The sequence below is a fragment of the Myxococcus sp. NMCA1 genome, assembly GCF_026810205.1.
Taxonomy (GTDB): domain Bacteria; phylum Myxococcota; class Myxococcia; order Myxococcales; family Myxococcaceae; genus Myxococcus; species Myxococcus xanthus_A.
Genome location: NZ_CP113950.1, coordinates 5624395 through 5640711, shown reverse-complemented (window position 1 = coordinate 5640711; position 16317 = coordinate 5624395). Strand labels below are relative to the sequence as shown.

Annotated in this window: 14 protein-coding genes; 12 read left to right on the top strand and 2 right to left on the bottom strand. The window is 69.2% G+C overall.

Annotated elements, in window-relative coordinates; genetic code table 11:
- The first annotated feature begins 77 nt into the window (after positions 1-77).
- From OZ403_RS23140 to OZ403_RS23125, 4 genes are all read left to right on the top strand, one after another.
- Complete coding sequence (locus OZ403_RS23140) at positions 78-509, top strand: acyl-CoA thioesterase (RefSeq protein ID WP_140793060.1); 432 nt, start codon at positions 78-80, stop codon at positions 507-509.
- Between the two features lie 30 nt (positions 510-539).
- Positions 540-1505, top strand: a complete 966-nt coding sequence (gene glpX, locus OZ403_RS23135) for a class II fructose-bisphosphatase (RefSeq protein ID WP_140793058.1) — start codon at positions 540-542, stop codon at positions 1503-1505.
- A gap of 41 nt (positions 1506-1546) precedes the next feature.
- Positions 1547-1972 carry a type II toxin-antitoxin system RatA family toxin gene (locus OZ403_RS23130; RefSeq protein ID WP_140855631.1) on the top strand — a complete coding sequence of 142 codons (426 nt, stop codon included), beginning with the start codon at positions 1547-1549 and terminating at the stop codon, positions 1970-1972.
- Positions 1973-2385: 413 nt separating this feature from the next.
- Entirely contained in the window at positions 2386-2562 is a 177-nt protein-coding gene (locus OZ403_RS23125) for a hypothetical protein (RefSeq protein ID WP_268781753.1), read from the top strand.
- A 99-nt stretch (positions 2563-2661) separates the two neighbouring features.
- Here the strand turns inward: OZ403_RS23125 and OZ403_RS23120 are convergent, their stop codons facing one another.
- Positions 2662-3705 (bottom strand): ADP-ribosylglycohydrolase family protein, encoded by a 1044-nt coding sequence (locus OZ403_RS23120; protein ID WP_442929821.1) that lies wholly within the window; start codon positions 3703-3705, stop codon positions 2662-2664.
- Between the two features lie 106 nt (positions 3706-3811).
- Between OZ403_RS23120 and eno the strand changes: the two genes are divergently transcribed.
- The 5 genes from eno (at position 3812) to OZ403_RS23095 (ending at position 9183) form a co-directional block, all read left to right on the top strand.
- A complete protein-coding gene (gene eno / locus OZ403_RS23115; RefSeq protein ID WP_011554450.1) occupies positions 3812-5110 on the top strand; it encodes a phosphopyruvate hydratase in 1299 nt (432 codons plus the stop codon).
- Between the two features lie 4 nt (positions 5111-5114).
- Positions 5115-5903 (top strand): 5'/3'-nucleotidase SurE, encoded by a 789-nt coding sequence (gene surE / locus OZ403_RS23110; protein ID WP_140793053.1) that lies wholly within the window; start codon positions 5115-5117, stop codon positions 5901-5903.
- Positions 5904-5905: 2 nt separating this feature from the next.
- Complete coding sequence (locus OZ403_RS23105) at positions 5906-6841, top strand: LysM peptidoglycan-binding domain-containing M23 family metallopeptidase (protein WP_268781751.1); 936 nt, start codon at positions 5906-5908, stop codon at positions 6839-6841.
- A 62-nt stretch (positions 6842-6903) separates the two neighbouring features.
- The gene (locus tag OZ403_RS23100; protein WP_140793049.1) at positions 6904-8025 is read left to right on the top strand and encodes a hypothetical protein; all 1122 of its coding nucleotides are present in this window, start codon (positions 6904-6906) and stop codon (positions 8023-8025) included.
- 15 nt (positions 8026-8040) lie between these two features.
- Positions 8041-9183 carry a tetratricopeptide repeat protein gene (locus tag OZ403_RS23095; RefSeq protein ID WP_268781750.1) on the top strand — a complete coding sequence of 381 codons (1143 nt, stop codon included), beginning with the start codon at positions 8041-8043 and terminating at the stop codon, positions 9181-9183.
- A 43-nt stretch (positions 9184-9226) separates the two neighbouring features.
- On the opposite strand, the gene lexA is transcribed toward OZ403_RS23095, so the two are convergent.
- Positions 9227-9895: a transcriptional repressor LexA gene (gene lexA, locus OZ403_RS23090; RefSeq protein ID WP_090490846.1), complete on the bottom strand. Its 669-nt coding sequence runs from the start codon at positions 9893-9895 to the stop codon at positions 9227-9229.
- A 196-nt stretch (positions 9896-10091) separates the two neighbouring features.
- Here lexA and OZ403_RS23085 point away from each other — a divergent pair, with 196 nt between their 5' ends.
- Genes OZ403_RS23085 through OZ403_RS23075 form a run of 3 tightly spaced genes read left to right on the top strand, consistent with a single transcriptional unit; the run spans position 10092 to position 16267 of the window.
- Positions 10092-13421: a response regulator gene (locus OZ403_RS23085; protein WP_140793045.1), complete on the top strand. Its 3330-nt coding sequence runs from the start codon at positions 10092-10094 to the stop codon at positions 13419-13421.
- On the top strand, positions 13418-15265 hold the full coding sequence (locus OZ403_RS23080; RefSeq protein ID WP_268781749.1) for a sensor histidine kinase: 1848 nt from the start codon (positions 13418-13420) through the stop codon (positions 15263-15265). Before OZ403_RS23085 ends, OZ403_RS23080 begins: the two co-directional genes overlap by 4 nt.
- Positions 15266-15304: 39 nt before the next feature.
- Entirely contained in the window at positions 15305-16267 is a 963-nt protein-coding gene (locus tag OZ403_RS23075) for a FecR domain-containing protein (RefSeq protein ID WP_140875940.1), read from the top strand.
- The last annotated feature ends 50 nt before the right edge of the window (positions 16268-16317 follow it).

Below are 16317 nucleotides of genomic sequence, written 5' to 3'. Positions count from 1 at the left end.
CGGGATGGTGAGAAGCAACCAACAACGCGTGTCACTGCTTGGACGCCGCACATCGCGCTGTTAGGGTCACCCGCTTCATGGTCGAGGCCCGTCTTCGCGTCATCTACGGCGACACCGATCAGATGGGTGTCGTCTACTACGCGAATTACTTCCGCTATTTCGAGTTCGCGCGCAGTGAGTACTTCCGCGCCCGGGGTGGCAGCTACGCCGAACTGGAGCGCTCTGGTGCCCTGCTACCCGTGGCCGAGGCGAGCTGCCAGTACAAGGCATCCGCGCGCTACGACGATCTGTTGGTCATCCAAACCACCGTGAGCGAGTTGCGCCGAGCGTCCATCGTGTTCACCTACGCGCTGTTTCGTGACGGTGCGCCACGCACGCTGCTCTGCACCGGCATGACCCGTCACGCCTGCGTGGGGCGGGACGGCAAGCCGACGCGGCTGCCGGACTCCCTCATCCGGCTGCTCGAAACGACCGAGCCTTCCCCGGGCTCTTCCACTTCTTCCACCTGAACCCTTCCGGCATACGCAAGGAGCACACACATGGATCGCAACCTGGCAATGGAGGTCGTGCGCGTCACCGAGATGGCGGCCATCGCCTCCGCTCGACTGATGGGCCGCGGCAACAAGGACGAGTCGGATCAGGCCGCCGTGGACGCCATGCGCCGCGCCTTCGACGCGCTGCAGATTGATGGCACCGTTGTCATCGGCGAGGGCGAGCGCGACGAGGCGCCCATGCTCTACATCGGCGAGAAGGTGGGCAAGCGTGGCGAGGGTGCGCCCGAGGTGGACATCGCCCTGGACCCGCTGGAGGGCACCAACCTGTGCGCCTACGGCCGTCCGGGTTCCATCGCCGTGGTGGCCATGGCGGGCAAGGGCGGGCTGCTCAACGCCCCCGACACGTACATGGAGAAGATGGCCGTGGGCCCGCGCGCCCGGGGCGCCATCGACCTGCGCAAGACGCCCACGGAGAACCTCCGCTCCATCGCGGAGAAGATGAAGGTCTATGTGGAAGACCTCACCGTGGTGGTGCTGGACCGCGAGCGTCACACCGACCTCATCAAGGAGATTCGCGCGGCGGGCGCCCGCATCCGGCTCATCGAGGACGGTGACGTGGCCGGCGCCATCGCCACGTGTTTCGAGGACACGGGCGTGGAGGTGCTGATGGGCATCGGCGGCGCGCCCGAGGGCGTCATCGCCGCGGCGGCCATCCGCGCCACCGGCGGTGACATGCAGGGCCGGCTCGTTCCCCGCAACCAGGGCGAAATCGACCGCGCGAAGTCCATGGGCATCACCGACATCTCGAAGATCTACACCGCCGAGGAGCTGGCCAAGGGCGAGGTCATGTTCGCCGCCTCCGGCGTCACCACCGGCGACTTCCTCAAGGGCGTGCGCTTCTTCGGCGGTGGATGCGAGACGCACTCCGTCGTCATGCGCAGCAAGACGGGCACCGTCCGCTTCATCCAGTCGGTGCACAAGTTCGACAAGAAGCCGGGGTACGCTTTCTAGGCCGCAGCTCCCACCCTGACTCACGCCCCCTGGAGACACCCATGCCTGGCGCCTCGCGAACCATCATCGTCAACGCCCCCATCGAGAAGGTCTTCGACGTCATCACCCAGTACGAGCGGTACCCGGAGTTCCTTCCAGAGGTGAAGGGCATCCGGACCGAGAACCGCAAGGGCAACACGGTGGACGTCCACTACAAGGTGGATGTGTTGAAGACCATCAACTACTCCATCCACGTCACGGAGGAGCGGCCCACTCGCATGTCCTGGTCCTACATCAAGGGCGAGTTCATGAAGGACAACCAGGGCAGCTGGGTCCTGGAGCCCGAAGGCGAGGGCAAGACGAAGGCCACCTACACCGTGGAGATGGCCCTGGGCGCGCTGGTGCCCAAGAGCGTCGTCTCCGCGCTGGTGGAGACCTCGTTGCCGAAGATGCTGGACGCCTTCAAGCGCCGCTTCGAGGCGCCCTGAACCACGCCTCCGGGCGGCTTCCGGGCGGGCGACTCCACCATCGCCCGCCGGCCGCCAGGAGTCTTCGGGGACCCGGACGATCCGCGCGTCGCAGCAGGCGGGCGGACGAGGCCGACTCGAAGGGGCTTGCGACGCTGGATACGGGGAGTATGCCCATGGGACGGTCCGCTTGCGGGCCGCTTCGAGGGCATTAAAATGAACACCATCCCCACGGGATTTTCGGCCTCCACGACATTTCTGCCCTGGGTGCCCTGGTCCGGGTGTCGGGTGGCAGACGAGCAACCGTGCGAGATGGCTGCAACGTACCCAGCGAAGAACCGGGGTTCTTAATTTGCATCTGATATTGATGGAAATGGTATTGGGGCGGGATGGGCGTACATCGGGGTACGTAGGCTGAGGGAGACGGAATACCCATGCTCGACGCCTTCATCATCGAAGAGATCAAGCGCCGTGAGCGCCGCCGTGAGGAGCACGACAGGCCGGCGGTGGAGCTTCCGCTCCCCGTGCCGGATGACCGCCCGCGTCGCCGCACGGAGACCGAAGACGACAAGCCCCAGCGGGGCGTAGTGGTCATCGACCTGCTGGCCTGACCCTGGCGAGCGGCCTGTCGGCCGCGCCAGTGTGTCCCCGAGCCCGCGGTGGCGGTCCTTCCCAGGACGGCCCCGCGGGCTTCGCGCATTCAGGAGCCCTCAGGCGTTGGTCAGGGCCAGCAGGTGCCGGGGGTGGTAGACATCACACAGCGGCCCCTTGACGGTGGCCAGGGCCTCCAGGACTTGCTTGCGCCACTCCTCGGGCAGGGCCTGCTCGCCATGGAAGGCGCCCACGAGCGCGCCGGTGATGGTGGCGTGGGCCTCCGTGTCGCCGCCCCGGTGGACGACGTCCAGGAGCGCGGCCTCGGCGCTGGGGGCGTGGAGCAGCTCCCAGAAGGCCAGCCGGAAGGCGACGCGCACCGCGTGCAGGGGGCGGTGGAGGTGCAGCTCCGGCCCGTACAGCATCGGGTCCTCTTGCTGGGCGATGGCCAGATCCTCGCGCAGGAGCGACGCGGCGAAGGACACCTCCTGCACGTAGTCACTGGCGGAACGCCCGAGCGCCGCGCCGGCCAGCAGCAGGCCCGACTCCGCGGCGGGGATGAGGTCGGCGGCCTTGAGGCCCGCGCCATGGGTGACGGCATGGCCAATGGCCGCGTTGAAGGCCGCGCAGGCGAGCTGGCAGCGCGGGTCGAAGTGGGTGAGGGCGGAGTCCTCCAGCGAGGCCTGGGTGAGCGCGTGGGCGTCACCGGCCAGGTACACGCCCAGCGGCGCCGCGCGGGCCAGGCTCCCCGGGTCCGCGGGCTTCCGGTACGCACGCAGCCACACGCGCATGCCCGCGCCCAGGGGCGGGAAACCCGACGTCTGGCAGTCCTCGAAGACCTCCTTCATGGGCTCGCTGACGTCGAAGGCGTGCGGCTGCCAGGCGCGGTAACGACGCAGTGCGTCTGCGGCGTCGTAACGCTTGATGGACCGGAGGCTGTGGCTCAGGCAGGCCGCGAGCTGGACCTCTTCCGTCACCTGGCCGCGACGCAGCTCATGCGGACCGCCGCCCATCAGCTTCATGTAGGGCCCCTCCGCCTGCTTGGGAAACGGAACGGCCATGAAGGGCCGGTGCGCGGTGGGGACGGACAGGGCATTGCCCACGGCCATGCCAAGCAGCGCGCCGCGGCGCCGTTGAGCGAGCAATGGGTCAGGCCCCTTCAAGGTGGGGCGGCGTTGGGGCGGGGGCATTCGACGGGTGGACACTGTAGCAGCACGGGCCGCGAGCACGCTTGCCCGGCCCGGAGGGCTCTTCTAGAAACGGCCGCCTATGACCGAGATTTCTCAGATTCTGGCGCGCGAAGTGCTCGACTCCCGTGGCAATCCCACCGTGGAGGCGGAGGTCCAGCTTGCCGGGGGCGCTCGTGGCCGCGCCGCGGTGCCGTCCGGTGCGTCCACCGGTGAGCATGAGGCCATCGAGCTGCGCGACGGCGACAAGCATCGCTACCTGGGCAAGGGCGTGCAGAAGGCCGTGAAGAACGTGGTCGACGTGCTCGCGCCCGCGCTGGTGGGCATGGACGCGGCGGATCAGTTCGCGGTGGACCAGCGGATGCTGGAACTGGACGGCACCGCCACCAAGGGCAAGCTGGGCGCCAACGCCATCCTCGCGGTGTCCATGGCGGCCGCTCGCGCCGCGGCGGACGCGCACGGGCTGCCGCTGTACCGCTACGTGGGCGGCGTGCAGGCGCGCACCCTGCCGGTGCCGCTGATGAACATCCTCAACGGCGGCGCGCACGCGGACACCCGCGTGGACGTGCAGGAGTTCATGGTGGTGCCCGCCGGTGCGTCCTCCTTCGCGGAGGGCCTGCGCTGGGGCGCCGAGGTGTTCCACGCGCTGAAGAAGATTCTCAAGGGCCGCAAGCTGGCCACGGGCGTGGGCGACGAGGGCGGCTACGCCCCGGACCTGCCGGCGAACGAAGAGGCGCTGAAGCTCATCATGGAGGCCATTGACCAGGCGGGCTTCAAGGCCGGTGAGCAGCTCTTCCTGGCCCTGGACGTGGCGGCCAGCGAGTTCTTCGACAAGGGCAGCAAGAAGTACAAGCTGAAGGGCGAGGGCAAGGAGTACGACTCGACCGGCCTGCTCGAGTACTACCGGGGCCTTTCGGAGCGCTACCCCATCATCTCCATCGAAGACGGCATGGCGGAGGATGACTGGGAGGGCTGGAAGAAGCTCACCGACGCGCTGGGTTCGCGCATGCAGCTGGTGGGCGACGACCTCTTCGTCACCAACGTGGAGCGCCTGGGCCGCGGCATCGAGACGGGCACGGCCAACTCCATCCTGGTGAAGGTGAACCAGATTGGCACCCTGACGGAGACGTTCGACGCCGTGCGCATGGCGCACCGCGCCGGGTACACGTCCGTCATGAGCCACCGCTCCGGCGAGACGGAGGACACCACCATCGCCGACCTGGCCGTGGCGCTGGACTGCGGGCAGATCAAGACGGGTTCCGCGTCCCGCTCCGATCGCGTGGCCAAGTACAACCAGTTGCTGCGCATCGAAGGCGAGCTGGGGGCCGCGGCCCGCTACGCTGGCAAGTCGGTGTTCCGCGCCCTGAACCAGAAGAAGTGAGCCCGTGAGCGACAAGCCCAAGCGCATCCTGGTTTCCAACGACGACGGCTACTTCTCCGAGGGGCTTCAGGCGCTGGTCGAGGCCGTGAGCCCCCTGGGGGAGGTGTGGGTGGTGGCTCCCGACCGGGAGCAGAGCGCCGCCTCCCACGCCATCTCCCTGCACCGGCCGCTGCGCATCAAGGAGGTACGGGCGCGGTGGTTCGCCGTCGACGGAACCCCCGCGGACTGCGCTTATCTGGCGATCAACCATCTCCTGAAGGATGATCGCCCGGTACTCATGGTTTCCGGCATCAACCACGGCGCGAATCTGGCCGAAGACATCATGTACTCCGGCACGGTGGCCGCGGCGATGGAGGGCGCGCTCCTGGGCGTGCCCGCCATTGCCTTCAGCCTGGTGGCCCGGCGGAACTTCGACTTCGCGCCGGCGGCCCGGTTCGCCCGTTCGTTGGTGTCCAGCGCCCTGTCGCGCCCCCTGCCGCCGCGGATGCTCCTCAACGTGAACATCCCCGGGGGCGTGGAGCCGGAGGGCTACGCCATCACCCGCCAGGGCCGTCACTCGTACGGCTTCGAGGTGGTGGAGAACGAAGACCCTCGTGGCCGGAAGTACTACTGGATTGGCGGTAGCGACTACCAGCACGAGGACATCCCGGGCAGCGACTGCAATGCCGTGTTCCGGGACAAGCGCGTCTCCGTCACTCCGCTGCACTTCGAGCTGACGGACCATGGCCGGCTCCCGGACCTCTCCGGGTGGCAGGTCGATGGCTTCAACCGGCATGAACCGGACGGTGCCTAGCGTTGGCGCCGTGCGTGTCCAGCCGAGCGCGTGGGGCGCTCCGGGTGTTCCTCCTGGCCGTGTTGCTGAGCGGCTGTGTGGGCACCCGGGCATCCTCCGTGGCCGGGACGGACACGGGGTTGGACGCCGTTTCGCGTGAGGACGAGACGGCGGTAGTCACCGACGCGGCCGAGCGGACCACGCCGCTGCCGTTCAACCTGCGGGGCGTCCACGCCGAGCCGGAGCTGGTGGCCGCGCGCCACGTCGTGGCCGCTGGCGAGACGATGTACCGCATCTCCCGCACCTACGGCCTCACGGTGGAGGAGCTGGGCTCGGCCAACGGCATCAAGGCGCCGTGGACATTGGCGGTGGGGCAGGAGCTCACCATCCCCGGCGTCGAGCGCGGCGTGCCCGTGCGTGCCCTGGCGGAGGCGGACCCAGAGCCGGTTCGGACCTCCACGTCAGCGGAGTCGCGGCGCAGCGTGCCCACCGCGGGCCGCCGCGAGGAGCCTCCGTCGCGCAGCCGGCCCCTGTCGCGTCCAGCGAGCGCCACGGGCCCGCCGCGCGTGGCCACGCAGGGGCAGCTCGACTGGCCTCTGAGAGGCGTCCTGTACGGCCGCTTCGGGAAGAAGGGGAAGGAACCGCACGATGGCATCGACCTGGCAGCGCCTTCTGGCACACCCGTGAAGGCGGCGCAGGAAGGCACGGTGCTCTACGCGGGCGAGCAGCGCGGCTACGGCAACATCGTCATCGTCGAGCACACGAACAAGTTGATTACCCTGTATGCGCACAACCGCGACCTGCGCGTGCGCACCGGGCAGAAGGTTCGCCGCGAACAGGTGATTGCCACCGTCGGCGAGTCGGGCCGGACGTCCGGGCCCCATCTGCACTTCGAGGTGCGCCTGGACGGAAAGCCGGTGGACCCGCTCGACTATCTGGGGCCGATGCCCTCCTCGTAGGCGAGGCGGCGCGGGCCCGGTTGCCTTCCTGCTCCGGGCGGTGGGGCAGGGCGCTACGTCGTATGACGTCTGGGCCTCGGTGCCGGGCCCGGGTGAAGGTAGAGTGTCGGCCCGTGTCGCGCTTCGTGTCCTGGTGGCTCTCCTGTTTCGTCTTGCTGGCTTCGGCGGCGCATGCCCAGGCGCCAGCCCCTGTGTCACAGGCCGCTGCGGTCCAGGCGAGCACGGCCGATGCGGCCGGGCCCGTCGTCGTGGCGGTGTTGATGCTGGAGGCCAACGAGGCAGGCAGCGACGCGGCGCCGGGCGTCACCTCGCTCATCACCTCGCGCCTGGCGGAGTCGCCGCGGCTGCGAGTCCTCTCGCAGTGGGACATCGAGGCCGCCCTGGACGAGGAGCGCCAGCAGCAACTCCAGGGCCTCAAGACGTGCGACCGGGGAGACTGCCTCCAGGAACTCGTGGCCCTCACCGGCGCTCGCTACGTCGTGGCCGGCCGACTGGACCGCTTCGGCGACAAGTACCTGCTCACCGCCAACCTGTTGGACGCCGCGGGCGGGCGGATCCTGGCCCGGCCTCGCGCGGAGGCCCCGGAAGCGGAGGACCTGCTGCGCACCGCGAAGGCCGTCTCCGACCAGCTCTTCGCCGCGCTCGTCCCGCCGGAGGAATCCGTGGCGGCCCGCCCGCTGCTGGGGGGCTCTTCGCGCACGGGGGGCGGCGGCCTGATGCTGGGCCTGCGCGTCAACAACAACTTCATCGACAAGCTGTCCACGGTGAACCCAGGCGGCGACATCGAGGTGGGCTACTGGTTCCACCCCGAATGGGTCGGCTTCCTCCAAGTGGGCTTCAGCTACGTGCGCTCCACGCAGGACGGCGTGCGCAGTGGCCTCAACGTGCTGCCCAGCGTCGTGGGCGCGCGCCACTACCACAACGTGGAGAAGTCCCTGCGGCCCTACTGGGGGTTCGGCCTGGGCGTTCAGCTGTCCTTCGGTGACTTCGGTATCTTCCAGTCCACCGGCCCGCTGCCCACCGTCGTGGGCTTCGCGGGCCTGGAGTACCTCATTGCCGGCTCGGTGGGCTTCCAGGTCGAGTTGGGCACCAACGTCGCGCAGGCGGTGCTGGGGCTGTCGGAATCAAAGCTGGGAGACGGCCTCAACCTGGACCTCAACGCAGGCATCGCGTACCACTTCTGAGCCTCGGAGCCCCTCATGTTCCCGCGACCGCGCGCCCTCTCCCTGATTGCCCTGCTCGCCCTGTCGGGCTGTGACGACGAGACGCCTCGCGTCAAACCGAAGGACCACGCGGAGGGCCTCTACGTCAAAGGCACCGCCGAGTACCTCCAGGGCCATTTCGACGCCGCCCTGGCCTCCTTCGAGGCCATGAAGCAGATTGCCCCGGACGACCCGCGCCTGCCCGCCGCGCGCGGCGAGGTGTACCTCTCCATGGGCCGGCTGACGGACGCCGCCGCCGAGTTCGAGGCCGCCCTCAAGCTGGAGCCCAAGCGCTCCACCAACTGGAGCCGCCTGGGCTTCATCCAGACCCAGCTGGGCCAGGTGGTCGAAGCCCAGAGCTCGCTGCGCAAGGCCCTGTCCCTCTTCCCCAAGGACTTCAACGCCCTGGAGTCGCTGGGCGACCTGGACCTCAAGAAGGGCGACCACGACGCCGCCGTGCTGCACTTCACGCTCGCGTCCAACGCGGCGCCCTCCCCGGAGCAGAAGTCCGCGCTCATCATGCGCGCGTTGGACGTCCTGTCCTCGAAGCAGCGCTACCCGGAGCTGCTGGCCGCGGCCCAGAAGGCCGTGGATGACGGCATCCACACCGCGGACGTGCTCGCCACCCTGGGGGACGCCCTGGTGCGCTCCGGCAACCTCACCGAGGCCGCCAACGCCTACCGCGATGCCGCCAGCCGCTCGCCCCGGGATCCCACGCTCTGGGAGCTCGTCGGCGAAATCCAGATGAAGCTGGACAAGCCCGGGGACGCCATCAGCGCGTACAAGGAGTCCCTGCGTGTGAAGGACCGCGCCATCGTCCACGTGGCGCTGGCCCGTATCTACCTGGGGATGAAGGACGCCTCGGCCGCGAAGGAGGAGCTGTCCGCGGCCCTGGAGTCCGTGTCCGGCCAGGACATCCGCGAGCTGCGGGAGCTGGCCAGCCTGCTGGCCACCATGGACCGCAAGCCGGACGCGCTGCGCATCCTCGCCAACCTCAGCGCGGAGCAGGACCACGCGAAGGATACCGAGCTGCACGTCGCCACCGCCCAACTGGCGCGGGAACTCAAGGACACCGGCATCCTGCAGGCCGCCTGCGCGCGGGCGACCGCGGCTGACGCCACCCTCAAGAAGTGCCCTTGAGCCACGCCCGGGCCAGGAAACGGCCCGGGACGGGTGGGGTGGACTACGGGGTGCGGCCGCCCTGGAGCTTGCGGTACACGCCCACCACCTGCCCCAGAATCATCGTGGACCGGAACTCCGCGCGGCTCACGTAGATGGGCTGCATGGTGGCGTTGGCCGGCTGGAAGCGGATGCGGTCCCCTTCCGGGTAGTAGCGCTTCACCGTGGCTTCGTCCTCGATGAGGGCCACCACGATTTCACCCGGCTGGGCGGACGGCGTCTTCTTCACGAAGAGGTAGTCCCCATCGTGGATGCCGTCGTCAATCATCGACTGCCCCTTCACGCGCAGGGCGAAGACCTCGCGGCCATTCACACCTCCGAGCAGGAAGCTGTCGATTTTGACGGAGTCCTCCATGTTCTCCTGCGCCAGCAGTGGCGCGCCGGCGGCGACCTTGCCGAGCAGGGGAATCTCCACCATGCCCGAGTCCTTGCGCGCCCCCAGGCCGAGCAGCAGCCGGGCGCGCTTGGTGGGCACCAGGGAGCGGCTTTGCTGCTCGCCCCGGTTCAGGTAACCCTTGCGCTCCAGCGCCTTCAGGTGGTCGTTGACGCCGTTCGTCGAGCGGATGTCCATGTGCTCCCCGATTTCGCGAATCGTCGGCGGGAAGCCCCGGGTCTCCGTCTCCTTGACGATGAAGCTGAGAATCTCGCGCTGGCGTTCCGTGAGCTCTTCCATGCGCTCCCTCACTCATCTGCCGTCCTGCCGGGGAGTCGTTCCCCCCAGGCAACAGGCTTTCAGTGTCACTCTCCCTGAACAGACGTGTAGAGTCAACTCGTCCGGTGTCACCCTGCACACTCGCGGTGTGTCCCGTTCCGTCCTGTTTCTCACTTCTTGAGGTGGGGGGACGAACTCGACGTACACTTCCTCCGCTTTGTCCGAGCTCCGCCACACGCTGCTCTTCGTCGACGACGAGGCCGACGTCCTGGACATCCTCACGCGGATGTTCCAGCGCCGGTACCGCGTCCTCACGGCCCGAAGCGGTTCCGCCGCGCTGGAAATCCTGAGAAAGGAGTCGGTGGACGTCCTCATCACCGACCAGCGGATGCCCGAGATGACGGGCATCGAGCTGGTGGCCACCGCGCGCGCGGAGGGCTTCGACGTCACCGCGCTGCTGCTCACGGGGTACACGCACCCGGACGACATCATCGCGGCCATCAACCAGGGGCAGGTGTACCGGTACATCACCAAGCCCTGGGACGTGAACGACCTGCTCATCACCGTGAAGAACGCGGTGGAGTACACGCAGCTGCGCAAGGACAAGGAGCGGCTGATCCGCCAGCTCCACCAGCGCGTGGAGGCGCTCTTCGTCCTGTACGAGGTCAGCCGCGCCAGCGCGAATGATCCGGCCAGCTACGACAACATCATCGACCGAGTGCTCATCGCCGTGGCGCGCGTGCTGCCGTACGACTGCGGCGCGGCGCTCATCGCACCGGACGAGGCGCGCAGCGCGACGCTGCGGCTGCGCTGTCAGGGCATGGTGGGGGAGAAGGCGCTGCTGGGCGTGAAGGAGTCCATGCTCGGCGCGTACCGCAAGAGCAGCGGCCTCCTGCTGCCCGAGGACCGCGTCATCACCCGCGTGGCGGGCACCACCACCCAGGACGCGGCGGCGCCGTCCGTCTACCCCAGCCAGCTCACGGTGAACCTGGTCGCCGGTGGGCGCCCGGTGGGCATGCTGTCGCTGTTCAGCCAGAAGCCGGACGCCTTCTCCGAGGACGACGGCGTGTTGCTGGACGTGCTCGCCAACCAGACGGCGGACGCCATCCAGTCCCTGCGCTCGGCGGAGGAGGAAGCCCGCCACCGCATGGAGCGGATGGTGGAGTCCATGGCCGACGGCGTGGTCCTCACCGACGAGAAGAACGACATCGTGGTGATGAACCCGGCGGCGCGGCGGCTGCTGCACGCGGGGGAGAACCCCGAGGAGCAGACGACGCGGCTGATGGAGGAGCGCCTGGGCTTCCAGCCCTTCCACCTGGTGCGCGGCTGGGAGTACGGCGGCGGGCAGGTGCTGCGCGAGGAGGTGAAGCTCTTCGACCGGCACGTCCAGACCACGGTGACGCCGGTGACGGACGCGCGGAACACGCTGCGCGGCGTGTGCGTGGTGCTGCGCGACATCACCGAGCAGAAGCGCCTGGAGGAGCGCAAGGACGAGTTCGTCTCCATGGTGAGCCACGAGCTGCGCACGCCGCTGACGTCCATCTCCGGCGCGCTGGACCTGGTGCTCAACTTCATGGCCGGCGACATCAACGAGCGGCAGCGCCGCTACCTGTCGCTGGCGCGGGACTCCACCGAGAAGCTCAACGCCATCGTGGACGACCTGCTGGACCTGTCGAAGTTCGCCAAGGGCCGGCTGCGGATGAACTTCGAGGTGTCGTACCTCGACGAGCTGGTCCAGCGCGTGGTGGAGAAGTACGGCCCGGCGTTCGGCGAGAAGCGCGTGATGGTGAAGCCGGTGCTGCCGCGCCATCCGCTGCGCGTCCTGGCGGATCCGAACCGCTTGGACCAGGTGCTCAACAACCTGCTCAACAACGCGGTGAAGTTCACCCCGGAGGGCGGAGAGGTGCGGGTGGAGATCCACGCCACCTCCAGCCTGCCGGGCTACGTGGTGGTGTCCTGCTGGAACAGCGGAGACCCCATCGCCGAGGAGAGCCTGGAGCGCATCTTCGACCGCTTCGAGCAGGCGCGCACCAAGGCCAACCGCACCGTGCGAGGCACCGGTTTGGGCCTGGCCATCTGCCGCAACATCGTGGAGGCCCACGGCGGCCGCATCTGGTGTGAGCCGTGTACGGACGGCGTGCGCTTCATGGTGGTGCTGCCCACCGAGCCGCCGCCAGAGCTGCGCCGGGGAGACGACGTGGCGGACGCCATCCAGCTCCCGCGCCGGCAGGACAGCCGGGGCCGGGTGCTGATCATCGATGGTGAGCCCGAGGTGGCCTTCATCGCGAAGGCGCTGATGACCGGGCGGGGCTACGACGTGCGGCTGGCCTTCAACGCGGAGGACGGCCTGGCCGCCGCGCGACGGTATGACCCCGACACGGTGATGGTGTCCGTGCGCCTGCCGGACGTGGACGGGCTGCGGCTGGCGGAAATCCTGCGGCACGACCCGGAGACGCGCCGCGCGCCGCTGCTGGTGTCGTCCGCCTTCGACGAGCGTCAGCGCGCCTTCCGCGCGGGCGCGGATGCCTTCCTGGTGCGCCCGTTGGCGCCGGACAAGCTGCTGGCCACGGTGGACTCGCTGGTGCGCGGCCGCCAGGGCCCGGCGCACGGCCGCGTGCTGGTGGTGGACGACGACACGAAGATCGCCGCCATCTGCCGCGAGGTGCTGGAGAACATCGGCTTCGACGTGGCGTTGGCGGGCTCCATCGAGGAGGGCCGCCGCTCCCTGCGCGAGCGCCGGCCGGACGTCGTGCTGCTGGACGTGACGCTGCCGGACGGCGACGGCTTCGTCTTCCTGGAGGAGATCAAGGCGGAGAGCGCCGGTGGCCACATCTCCGTCATCTTCATCTCCGCCCGCGCGGAGACGTCCTCCAAGGTGCGCGCGCTCAAGCTGGGCGGTGACGACTACCTCACCAAGCCCTTCGACGCGCTGGAGTTGGGGGCGCGCGTGGAGAGCGTGATGCGGCGCAAGGAGCAGGAGCTGTCGGCCTCTCCCACCACGCAGCTGCCGGGCTCCACCGCCATCGAGCGCGAGGTGCAGCGGCGCCTCTCCACGCGCAGGCCCTTCGCCTTCTGCTACCTGGACCTGGACAACCTCAAGGCCTACAACGACTACTACGGCTTCGCGAAGGCGGACGGCGTGGTGCGCCAGACGGGCGACCTGATGCGCGAGGTGTTCGCGCAGGACGGCGCGCCCGGTGACTTCCTGGGACACGTGGCCGGTGACGACTTCGTCTTCATCACCTCGCCGGAGTCGGTGGACCGCATCTGCCAGAAGGCCATCGAGACGTTCGACCGCATCATCCCGCTCTATTACGACCGGCAGGACCGGGAGCGCGGCCACATCGAGGCGGAGGACCGCTACGGGGAGAAGCGGCAGTTCCCCATCATGAGCGTGTCCGTGGTGGCGGTGATGACGGACGGAACGCAGGACCACGCGGAGTTGGCGCGGCGCGCCGCGGACATGAAGAAGCGCGCCAAGGCGATTGCGGGCTCCGTCTTCCTGCGCAGTGACCAGGAGCGGGTGGTACGCTCCGTGGCCGGATGAGGCTCTACCAGCAACTCGTCCTGTTCATGCTCGCCGCGACGGTGCTTCCCCTGGCCGCGGTCGGCTTCCTGTTGCTTTCGCGCGCCGAGGCCGAGCTGGCCGCCCGAATCGACGCGGAGCAGCGCGCGCAGGCGGTCGCCACCGCCGAGTCCGTGGGCGCCACCATGATGGAGGTGGTGGACGCGCTGGCCCGCTCGGCGGAGCTCATCGACTGGCAGGCCGCGAGCGACGCGGAGACGCAGGGCGCGCTGCGGCTGCTTTACGGCCAGTCTCCCGCGGTGAGCGCGGTGCTCAAACTGGACGCGGAGGGCCGTCCCCTGGGCGCGCCCGTCTTCCGTGCGCAGGCCATCGACGGGCACCCGGCCTTCGCTCCGGAGTCCCTGGACCGGCTGGTGCGCTCCATTCCCGTGCAGACGCTGCGAGGCGGCGGCAAGGGCCAGGCGGCGCTGGGCAGCGCGTACGTTCACTCGGACGAGGGGCGCTCGGCGGTCGCCGTGGCGGTGAAGCTGGCGGATGGCGACGGCGCGCCTTTCGCTGTCGCGGAGGTCGTGCTCCATCCGCTGGAGGCGGTGCTGCGCAGGCGCCTGGGCGAAGGGCTGGGGCGCATCGACCTGGTGGACGAGGAGCGGCGCGTGCTCGCCAGCACCGCGCCGGAGCGTCGGGGGCAGGCACTGGCGCCAGCGCTGAGCGCGCACCTGTTGGCCCCGGCGGTGCCGCTGACAGAGCGGGTGCGCAGCTTCCGCGTGGAGTCACCGGCCCGGCGGGTCAGCGTGGCGCGCGTGCCCCATGGCATGCGCTTCGACGTGCTGGTGGAAGTGGATGAGTCCACCGCGCTGGCGCCCGTGCACGGCATGCGGCGCACGGTGCTGCTGTCCATTGGCGCCACCTTCCTGGTGCTGCTCGGGCTGGGAGCCCTCTTCACGCGCCGCCTCAACGTGCGGCTGGCGGAGGTGGTGCGCGGCGCGGAGGCCTACGGGCGTGGCGAGCTGGACACGCGCTTGAAGGTCTCCGGCCAGGACGAACTGAGCGAGCTGGCCACCACCTTCAACCGGATGGGAGAGGAGCTGGAAGCGGCGCGTGCCCGGATGCTGCGCTGGAACGACGACTTGCGCGTTCGCGTGGAAGAGGCCACCGCGGACCTGAAGGCGGCCCAGGCGCAGTTGGTGGAGGCGCAGAAGCTTGCCGCGGTGGGGCAGCTCGGCGCGGGCGTGGCGCACGAAATCAACAACCCGCTGGCGGGCATCCTCGGCAACGTGCAGTTGCTGATGCTCGACCGAGGCGCCGCCGACCCGGATCTGGAGTCGCTGCGGAAAATCGAGCAGAGCGCCAAGCGCTGCAAGGAAATCACCCAGAACCTGCTGCGCTTCTCCCAGCAGCGCGAGCGCGCGGAGCTGCGGCCGGTGGACCTCAACGCGGTGGTGCGCGACGCGCTCAGCCTCACTGAGCACCAGCTTCGCGGCGATGGCGTGGCGCTCACCAGCGTGCTGGGAGACGGGCTCGCGCGAGTGCGTGCCGACCCGGGGCACTTGTCGCAGGTGGTGCTGGCGCTGGTGTCCAACGCGCGCACCGCGATGCTGAACTCACCCCAGAAGCGGCTCACCCTGCGCACGGGCGAAGTCGACGGCTTCGGCTTCCTGGAGGTGGAGGACACGGGGAAGGGGATTGCCCCCGACGTCCGCCCGCGCATCTTCGAGCCCTTCTTCACGACGAAGGACGTGTGGTCCAACGTGGGGTTGGGACTCAGCGTGGCCTGGCGTGTGGTGACGGAAGCGGGCGGGAGCATCGAAGTCCGCTCGGAAGTCGAGCAGGGCAGTTGCTTCACCGTGAAGCTGCCGAAGGCGTGAGGCCCCTCGGGGGGCCTGTGATAGCTAACGAGGCTGCCCATGGCTGATTCCCGCCCATCGCGCCGTCAGGCGCCTTTCTTCATTGGCCTCGTGCTGATTCTCGCGGCGTTGCCAGTGGGGTGGTTCGTCTTCCTGCGCCCGCCACCTCCGCCGCCGCCTCCTCCCGCCGCGCCGCCCGTCGTCGAGGCGCCCGTGGTGCAGAAGCCGCTGGTGCTGGAGCTCACGCAGGTGTCCGGCAAGGTGGAGGTGCAGAACACGGACGGCTCATGGCGCGAGGCCACGGTGGGCATGGCGCTGCGCCGGGATGAGCGCGTGCGCACCGATGACGGTTCGTACGCCATGCTGATTGGCGGCGAGGCGGTGGAAGTGCACATGGACCCGGGCACGGAGATTTCCGTGGACGAGCTGACCGAGTCGCTTTCCCGCATCCTCCTGTCGCGCGGTATGGCCACCGCCGTCGTGCGGCCGGGGCAGCGTCACACCTTCGAGGTGAAGGCGGCGAACGCGGACGCCAAGGCCACGTTGCAGCAGGCCGGTGCCTTCACCATGAGCAACAACGGCGACGGCACCGTGGCGGTGGGTACGCGGGATGGTGAGGTGACGCTGCTCGGTCAGGGCAAGGTCGTCATCGTCCGCGCGGGACAGCAGGCCGTCGTCCGCCCGGGGCAGGCGCCGTCGGAACCGTCGCCCATCCCCACCAGTCTCCTGCTCAAGGTGGACTGGCCCACCGAGCGCACCCGCCGCGAGCGTGAGCTTGTCGTGCGCGGGCAGACGTCACCGGGCAGCCGCGTGGAGGTGGATGGCGTCAGCGTCAAGTCCGATGCGGAGGGAAACTTCCAGCGAAAGGTGGTTCTTCGCGAAGGCCGCAACACCGTCGATGTCCAGGCCTATGGCGTGGGGCGGATGCGACAGAAGGACAGCAAGGACGTCGTCGTTGACACCACGCCGCCGCCGCTCAAGACGGATACCGAGAACATCTGGAATCAGGCGGGCGACGACTGACCCAGCAGCCGTGGGTGCGAGCGGGTGTTCGCCTTGACCCACAGCGAGGG